Consider the following 7,902-nt stretch of genomic DNA (forward strand, 5'->3'; position numbering starts at 1 on the left):
CGGGACTTTCACGCCCCAGGTCAGCCTACGATCAGCCGACCTAGAACGGAAAAAGGCCGGTGGCAAAAGCCACCAGCCATCAGCCTTACGCGAGTCGCTTCGGCTGTAGACGCAAGGTCGTCGCTTACTTAAGCTCGACTTTGGCGCCAGCTTCTTCCAAAGCAGCTTTAGCTTTGTCAGCTGCGTCTTTCGCAACAGCTTCCAGAACCATGGCAGGAGCGCCGTCAACTACAGCCTTGGCTTCTTTCAGGCCCAGACCGGTCAGTTCACGAACTGCCTTGATCACGTTAACTTTCTTCTCGCCAGCTTCAAGCAGCATGACGTTGAATTCAGTTTGCTCTTCAACAACAGCGGCAGCAGCAGCTGGGCCAGAAGAGGCAACAGCAGCGGTAACGCCGAAGGTTTCTTCCATTGCTTTGATCAGCTCAACAACTTCCAGAACAGTTTTCTGGCCGATTGCTTCGATGATTTGCTCGTTAGTCAGAGACATGACTTTAAATCCTGTATTGGGGTGACAGCTACGCAGCCATCAAATTAAACATATGATTTTGAAAGCGCTTACGGTGCCTTAAGCAGCGGTAGCTTCTTTCTGGTCGCGAATGGCCGCCAGAGTACGAGCCAGCTTGCTGGTAGCGCCTTGGATCACGCTCATCAGCTTTGCAATAGCTTCGTCGCGAGTCGGCAGCGAAGCCAACACGTCGATCTCGTTTGCTGCGAGGAACTTGCCCTCAAACGCAGCCGCCTTAATCTCGAACTTATCCTGACCTTTTGCGAACTCTTTGAAGATACGAGCGGCAGCGCCCGGATGTTCCTTGGAGAATGCAATCAAGGTCGGGCCAGTGAACACGTCGTTGAGAACACTGTAATCAGTGTCAGCAACAGCGCGCTTGAGCAGGGTATTGCGTACAACACGTACGTAAACACCAGCTTCACGAGCCTCTTTACGGAGTCCGGTCATAGCGCCTACAGTCACGCCGCGGGCATCAGCCACAACAGCAGACAGAGCGCTTTTGGCAGCCTCGTTGACTTCAGCGACGATGGCCTTCTTGTCTTCGAGTTTAATTGCCACGGGTTTAACTCCTGCTTGTTACCGTTTCATCTAGCCGAAGCTGGATGTCGTTTTGGTGTCTGATTCGGTAAGGAACCGGGAGCACCATCTGCGTAGGCGGTTAATTTAAGACTTGCGTCACCTACGGTCTTGGATAGCCCCCGCCAGGCAGGGACCCCAAAATGTCGAAACGACGTAATTACTTACGTCATTTCTATGTGTTACGCGTCGAGCGAGCCTTGATCAATGATCAGACCTGGACCCATGGTGGTGCTCAGGGTCACGCGCTTGACGTAAATACCTTTCGAAGTCGATGGCTTCAGACGCTTGAGGTCAGAAATCAGCGCTTCAACGTTCTGCTTCAACTTCTCGGCGTCAAAACCAACCTTGCCGACAGAACCGTGGATGATGCCGTTCTTGTCAGTACGGAAACGTATCTGACCAGCCTTGGCATTCTTCACAGCAGTAGCTACGTCCGGGGTAACGGTACCGACTTTAGGGTTAGGCATCAGGCCGCGCGGGCCGAGCACTTGACCCAACTGACCAACAACGCGCATTGCATCCGGGGAAGCAATAACGACGTCATAGTTCAGGTCGCCGCCTTTCATTTCAGCAGCCAGATCGTCCATGCCTACACGGTCAGCGCCGGCAGCCAGAGCAGCTTCAGCAGCTGGGCCCTGAGTGAACACGGCAACGCGAACGCTTTTGCCCGAGCCGTTTGGCAGAACAGTGGCGCCACGCACAACCTGGTCGGATTTACGCGGGTCAACACCGAGGTTGACGGCGATATCTACCGATTCAGAGAACTTGACTGCCGAGATTTCAGCCAGCAGAGCGGCCGCTTCAACAAAGTTGTATGCCTTGCCGGCTTCAACTTTCTCAGCGATTGCCTTTTGACGCTTGGTCAACTTAGCCATTACACACCCTCCACGTTGAGGCCCATGCTACGAGCGGAGCCGGCGATGGTACGCACAGCTGCATCCATATCAGCGGCAGTCAGATCAGCCTCTTTAGTTTTGGCGATCTCTTCCAGCTGAGCACGAGTCACAGTGCCAACCTTTACGGTGTTCGGACGGGCCGAACCACTGGTCAGACCAGCAGCCTTCTTCAGCAGAACCGAAGCCGGGGTGCTTTTGGTTTCAAAAGTAAAGCTACGGTCGCTGTAAACAGTGATGATCACTGGAGTCGGCAGACCAGGCTCCATGCCTTGAGTACGGGCATTGAACGCTTTACAGAATTCCATGATATTGACGCCGTGCTGACCCAGGGCTGGGCCGACAGGTGGCGACGGGTTGGCTTGTGCAGCCTTTACTTGCAGCTTGATATAAGCCGTGATTTTCTTAGCCATGAGCTACTCCAATTTTGGGTTCTAGCGCCTTTCGGCTCCCCAGTTATTACCTGTTTATCCCAGTGACGACAAAACCCCGCAGCCCAAGGCTGCGGGGTAAGGGATGCTTATGTCAGTTATGCCTTTTCGACCTGACTGAACTCCAGCTCGACCGGTGTAGAGCGACCAAAAATAGTCACTGCCACCTGGATTCGGCTCTTCTCGTAATTTACTTCTTCGACTACACCACTGAAATCAGCAAACGGACCATCAGTCACGCGCACCATTTCACCTGGCTCAAACAATGTCTTAGGCTTAGGCTTGTCACCACTATCGGCAACTCGACGCAAAATAGCGTCAGCTTCTTTTTCAGTGATAGGTGCAGGTTTATCTGCAGTACCACCAATAAAGCCCATGACGCGCGGCGTATTCTTGATCAAATGCCAAGTCGCCTCGCTCATTTCCATTTGCACCAGAACATAGCCTGGAAAGAACTTACGCTCACTTTTGCGCTTTTGACCATTACGCATCTCTACCACTTCTTCGGTAGGGACCAGAATTTCGCCAAAAACATCTTCCATACCAGCGAGCTTCACACGCTCGACTAACGAGCGCATAACATGCTTCTCGTAACCCGAGTAAGCATGCACAACGTACCAACGCTTAGCCACGGGACACCTTTAACCTACAATCAACGAAACAAGCCAACCAAGCAGGGAATCAAGCCCCCACAACAACAGCGCCATAACCAAAACAACAGCCACAACGATTAGAGTTGTCTGCGTGGTTTCCTGGCGAGTTGGCCAAACGACCTTACGAATCTCAACGCGCGCTTCTTTTGCCAGCACCCAAAAGGACTGACCTTTCGATGTTTGCAAAGCAATTACGCCGGCTAGCGCCGCAACAACCAGCAAAGCCAGAACACGATACAAGATAGGCTCAGCAGAGAAATACTGATTACCAACCACACCTGCAATTACCAGAGCAGCCACAATGAGCCACTTCAGAAAATCGAAGCGAGAGTCTTTGGCTTCAGCCTTAACATTCATCTACTAATATCCTGTAAAAGACGCGCCAAGTTCTAGAGAAAATGGCAGGTCAGGAGGGAATCGAACCCCCAACCTACGGTTTTGGAGACCGTCGCTCTGCCAATTGAGCTACTGACCTAAAAACTGAACCAGGCCGACCATTATGCCGGCCCGATTAAAACAGATCAATCGATTACGCGATGATCTTAGCTACGACGCCAGCGCCGACGGTACGACCGCCTTCACGAATAGCGAAACGCAGGCCTTCTTCCATTGCAATGGTCTTAATCAGGGTAACAGTCATTTGAATGTTATCACCCGGCATTACCATCTCAACGCCTTCTGGCAGCTCGCAGTTACCAGTTACGTCAGTTGTACGGAAGTAGAACTGAGGACGGTAGCCTTTGAAGAACGGAGTGTGACGACCCCCTTCTTCTTTGCTCAACACATACACTTCTGCAGTGAAGGTGGTGTGCGGCTTAACCGAACCCGGCTTAACCAGAACCTGACCACGCTCTACGTCGTCACGCTTGGTGCCGCGCAGCAGAACGCCACAGTTCTCACCAGCACGACCTTCGTCGAGGAGCTTGCGGAACATCTCAACACCAGTACATGTAGTCTTGGTGGTATCACGCAGACCAACAATTTCCAGTTCTTCCTGGATCTTGATGATGCCGCGCTCGATACGACCGGTAACCACGGTGCCACGACCAGAGATAGAGAACACGTCTTCGATTGGCATCAGGAACGGCTTGTCGATTGCGCGCACTGGATCTGGAATGTAGGTATCCAGAGTCTCAACGAGCTTACGAACGGCAGTGGTGCCCATCTCGTTGTCGTCTTGACCGTTCAGCGCCATCAGAGCGGAACCAATGATGATCGGCGTATCGTCGCCCGGGAAATCGTAAGTGCTGAGCAGGTCACGCACCTCCATTTCAACCAGCTCCAACAGCTCAGCGTCATCAACCATGTCAGCCTTGTTCAGGAAGACCACGATGTACGGAACACCTACCTGACGGGACAACAGGATGTGCTCGCGAGTCTGCGGCATCGGGCCGTCAGCAGCCGAACAAACCAGGATAGCGCCGTCCATCTGCGCAGCACCAGTGATCATGTTCTTCACATAGTCAGCGTGACCTGGGCAGTCAACGTGTGCGTAGTGACGAATCGAAGAGTTGTACTCAACGTGCGCAGTATTGATGGTGATACCACGAGCCTTCTCTTCCGGAGCGCTGTCGATCTTGTCGAAAGCAACTACAGCGCTACCGAAAACCTCGGAGCAAACGCGAGTCAGAGCAGCGGTCAGCGTGGTTTTACCATGGTCAACGTGACCGATGGTGCCAACGTTTACGTGGGGCTTGCTACGCTCAAACTTTTCTTTAGCCATTTTGACTGCCTCCGAGGGAAGAATTGACCCAGTATCACCGCCATAAAACAAAGGCAGATACTTGCATATCTGCCTTTATTATATGGAGCTCATGAGCGGACTCGAACCGCTGACCTCACCCTTACCAAGGGTGTGCTCTACCAACTGAGCTACATGAGCAAAACACATTGCAAGAACAACAATGCTGGAGCGGGTAGCGGGAATCGAACCCGCATCATCAGCTTGGAAGGCTGAGGTTCTACCATTAAACTATACCCGCGGAGCCTGCAGCTCTCGCTAAATCTGGTGGAGGGAGAAGGATTCGAACCTTCGAAGTCGTAGACGTCAGATTTACAGTCTGATCCCTTTGGCCACTCGGGAATCCCTCCAAACGGGGCGGCATTCTCATTCGAGGCCGACCTACTGTCAAGCAATTTCTCATTAAAAAACCTGAGGTTAGCTACATTGACAGCAACTTCGCAGAACACATGTTAGCGCCAGCCTGCGAAGCGGGCGCCATTCTATGCATTCTACTGAGGGCTTGCAACCCCCTCGCACGGCATTAATTGCTGCTCCAACCCCTTGAAGTCAAAAGCCAAACGCTGAAGCAAGGAATCATCCGCCAACCTCCGACTTTGCGGAGAGACGCGCACCCAAAAACTACGGTGTGCACGGGTCAGCTCTCGCAGCGATGGCTCGTAGCCCGCATCACGCAAACGCCGCATGACACTCTGCGCTGAATCGCTGCGCGGGAAGATACCCAAGGAGATGCCGTTGGCCAAATCGCCCTGGGTAATAATGTAACTATCTATCTTACGCGCCTGCAGCTCACGCAATTGGCGCAACGAGGCTTGCCGTGAAGCCAAGGGAGGCAGATAGACCCAATAATCGACTCCGGCCGCCGCATCCATGCTTTGCACCCGAGACTGGATATCCAAGCTCAATAACCGCTGCTCGACAGCAGACGCATCCGCCACCAACTCAAAGCTACCGAGATACAAGCAAACTGCTTCCACAGCCTGAACCTCGACCACCTCTCGCCTAGGCGCACCACCGGACTCACTAAGCAAGCGAATATCCCGCTTACTGTCTTGCGCCATATTGAGCGGCGCAATTTCGGTAACCCGCAAAGGAGCCTGCTGTTGATGCCAAACGTAATAAAACAAGTTCAGCACAATTAACCACAAAAACATCCAGCGCATCACGACCTCAATCGATAGGGCAAGCGATCGCCAAGCCGATAAATACCAAATCAGGCACGACCCGCGCCCCCGGAATAACATCCATCACCAAAGGAGCATCCCCTCCAGTAAGGAAAACATCAAACTCGCCACCAAGAAGCTCGACAGCCATAGCCGCCTGACCACTGACAAACCCACGCAGCATCAGCCAACATCCCCGCTCAACAGCCTCAGCAGTTGCGCGTCCAGGCACTAAGTTTTCAAGCGCTTCAGCTGCTTCATCATTGTCATAACGCGTTCGCCGGGTATGCGTACGCAACTGCGTGCGCATCAATGGCACGCCAGGGCATATAAACCCACCCAAATGCTGACCATCCGCCGATACAAAATCAGAAGTAATAGCCGTGCCGAGATCAATAACCAAGGCTGCCTTATGCGACACCTGATAAGCCCCGACTACCGCAAGCCACCGATCAAGCCCAAGACGCTGATACTCCTCATAGCCATTGCGCACACCCGCCAACAAGACAGCAGACTGCGCAACCTGGCACTCGACAGCAAAGACTCGCTCAAGCAGCGAGATCAACTGCATTGTTTCTTCATCACTGCGTACGCTTACCAAGCGACAGCCACGCAAGCGAACACCTTGCTCATGCACAGCATCTATGAGCGCCTGATCAGACTCAACGACACCACCTGAACGCGCAGTAGCGCTTTCACCACACAGCAAACGCCACTTTATTAAGGTATTACCGCAGTCGAGCTCAAGAATCATCACGCAACCTCAGGCTGAGCTCGCCACCACTAAAGCTTCGCTCAACCCCATCAACACGAAGACGAATGGCTCCGGAAAGATCCACACCTAACACAACCCCCTCGACAGGCTCACCCCCTGCCGTTAGCGCAACGACGCGCCCCTGCCAAAGATGATCAGCTTCCCACTCATTCTGCAAAGCGGCGAACCCTTCACGCAGCTGTATATCCAAGTAGCGCGACAAATGCCGATTCAACTCACCCACAAGTTCATTGCGGTTTAAAAGCACCCCTAACTCAGCGCGCATAGAGGTCCACGGCTGCCCAATAACTCCGGGCTCAGCCGCAAGCATGTTCACATTCAAGCCAATACCGATGACCACATGGCAAACATCGGCCGGGTCACCTGACAGCTCCAACAGAATGCCCGCCAACTTACGCTCACCGACCAGCACATCATTGGGCCATTTCAGCCCCGCATCGACCACACCAAAGCCACGGACAACCCGGAGCAGGGCCAAGCCAACAGCCAGGCTCATACCCTCAAGCTGACGCATGCCTCCCTCGATACGCACCACCAAGCTGTAATACAGATTTTCACCGAAAGGACTTACCCAGGTACGCCCTCGCCGCCCACGCCCACTGGTTTGTCGCTCAGCTAGCACGTAGAACGGCAGAGCTTGCGCCGCCGGCAAAAGTCGCAATGCTTCAGCATTGGTCGAGTCGACACTTGGCATGACGCAAGCGCGCCAATGCGGAACACCCATTTGAGCATTCAGCCAGTCCGCATCCAACAATTGCAACGGCGTCACCAATCTATAGCCGCGCCCGCGAACCTTATGCAGCGGCAGCGACAACTCCGCTTGCAAAGCCTGAAGCTGCTTCCATACCGCTGAACGACTGACGCCTAAAGCGGCACCAAGCGCCTCACCCGAGTGAAACCGTCCGTCTTGAAGAAGCCTTAACAATGCAAGCATGAGATCCCCGCTACGCAGTAGGCAGGCATGATAACGACGCACTGTTTAGTTGCCTATCAAAGGCTCGCCCGTGGGTGGTTTGTTTTTCGTCGCACAAAGTAAAACCCCCGACCAGTTTCCTGATCGGGGGTTTTGGTGTAGGTGCTTGACGATGACCTACTCTCACATGGGGAAACCCCACACTACCATCGGCGATGCATCGTTTCACTACTGAGTTCGGGA

Annotated in this window: 10 protein-coding genes, 4 tRNA genes and 1 rRNA gene; all 15 read right to left on the bottom strand. The window is 53.4% G+C overall.

Translation table 11 applies throughout. From position 1 onward, the window contains the following. Positions 1 to 124 precede the first annotated feature (124 nt). Positions 125 to 490: a 50S ribosomal protein L7/L12 gene (gene rplL / locus D8779_RS16635; protein WP_136665587.1), complete on the bottom strand. Its 366-nt coding sequence runs from the start codon at positions 488 to 490 to the stop codon at positions 125 to 127. A 78-nt stretch (positions 491 to 568) separates the two neighbouring features. Continuing rightward, positions 569 to 1,069 (bottom strand): 50S ribosomal protein L10, encoded by a 501-nt coding sequence (gene rplJ / locus D8779_RS16640; protein ID WP_136665588.1) that lies wholly within the window; start codon positions 1,067 to 1,069, stop codon positions 569 to 571. 200 nt (positions 1,070 to 1,269) lie between these two features. Continuing rightward, complete coding sequence (gene rplA / locus D8779_RS16645) at positions 1,270 to 1,965, bottom strand: 50S ribosomal protein L1 (protein ID WP_136665589.1); 696 nt, start codon at positions 1,963 to 1,965, stop codon at positions 1,270 to 1,272. Beyond that, entirely contained in the window at positions 1,965 to 2,396 is a 432-nt protein-coding gene (gene rplK, locus D8779_RS16650) for a 50S ribosomal protein L11 (protein WP_136665590.1), read from the bottom strand. The genes rplA and rplK overlap by 1 nt, the downstream gene beginning before the upstream one ends. Before the next feature lie 116 nt (positions 2,397 to 2,512). Next, positions 2,513 to 3,046, bottom strand: a complete 534-nt coding sequence (gene nusG, locus D8779_RS16655; protein ID WP_090256278.1) for a transcription termination/antitermination protein NusG — start codon at positions 3,044 to 3,046, stop codon at positions 2,513 to 2,515. Positions 3,047 to 3,055: 9 nt separating this feature from the next. Further along, a complete protein-coding gene (gene secE, locus D8779_RS16660) occupies positions 3,056 to 3,424 on the bottom strand; it encodes a preprotein translocase subunit SecE (protein WP_136665591.1) in 369 nt (122 codons plus the stop codon). Positions 3,425 to 3,466: 42 nt separating this feature from the next. Then, a tRNA-Trp gene (locus D8779_RS16665) sits at positions 3,467 to 3,542 on the bottom strand. Between the two features lie 54 nt (positions 3,543 to 3,596). Further along, the gene (tuf, locus tag D8779_RS16670; protein WP_136665592.1) at positions 3,597 to 4,790 is read right to left on the bottom strand and encodes an elongation factor Tu; all 1,194 of its coding nucleotides are present in this window, start codon (positions 4,788 to 4,790) and stop codon (positions 3,597 to 3,599) included. A gap of 83 nt (positions 4,791 to 4,873) precedes the next feature. Next, positions 4,874 to 4,949, bottom strand: a tRNA-Thr gene (locus D8779_RS16675). A gap of 26 nt (positions 4,950 to 4,975) precedes the next feature. Beyond that, positions 4,976 to 5,049: transfer RNA gene (locus D8779_RS16680), tRNA-Gly, on the bottom strand. 24 nt (positions 5,050 to 5,073) lie between these two features. Then, a tRNA-Tyr gene (locus tag D8779_RS16685) sits at positions 5,074 to 5,158 on the bottom strand. Positions 5,159 to 5,299: 141 nt separating this feature from the next. Then, entirely contained in the window at positions 5,300 to 5,971 is a 672-nt protein-coding gene (locus D8779_RS16690) for an SPOR domain-containing protein (RefSeq protein WP_136665593.1), read from the bottom strand. A gap of 7 nt (positions 5,972 to 5,978) precedes the next feature. Further along, positions 5,979 to 6,725 carry a pantothenate kinase gene (locus D8779_RS16695; protein WP_136665594.1) on the bottom strand — a complete coding sequence of 249 codons (747 nt, stop codon included), beginning with the start codon at positions 6,723 to 6,725 and terminating at the stop codon, positions 5,979 to 5,981. Then, positions 6,715 to 7,680 (bottom strand): bifunctional biotin--[acetyl-CoA-carboxylase] ligase/biotin operon repressor BirA, encoded by a 966-nt coding sequence (birA, locus tag D8779_RS16700; protein WP_136665595.1) that lies wholly within the window; start codon positions 7,678 to 7,680, stop codon positions 6,715 to 6,717. The genes D8779_RS16695 and birA overlap by 11 nt, the downstream gene beginning before the upstream one ends. Positions 7,681 to 7,823: 143 nt before the next feature. After that, positions 7,824 to 7,902 (bottom strand): 5S ribosomal RNA (gene rrf, locus D8779_RS21230); the annotation flags it as partial.

The organism is Pseudomonas leptonychotis (genome assembly GCF_004920405.1).
GTDB lineage: Bacteria > Pseudomonadota > Gammaproteobacteria > Pseudomonadales > Pseudomonadaceae > Aquipseudomonas > Aquipseudomonas leptonychotis.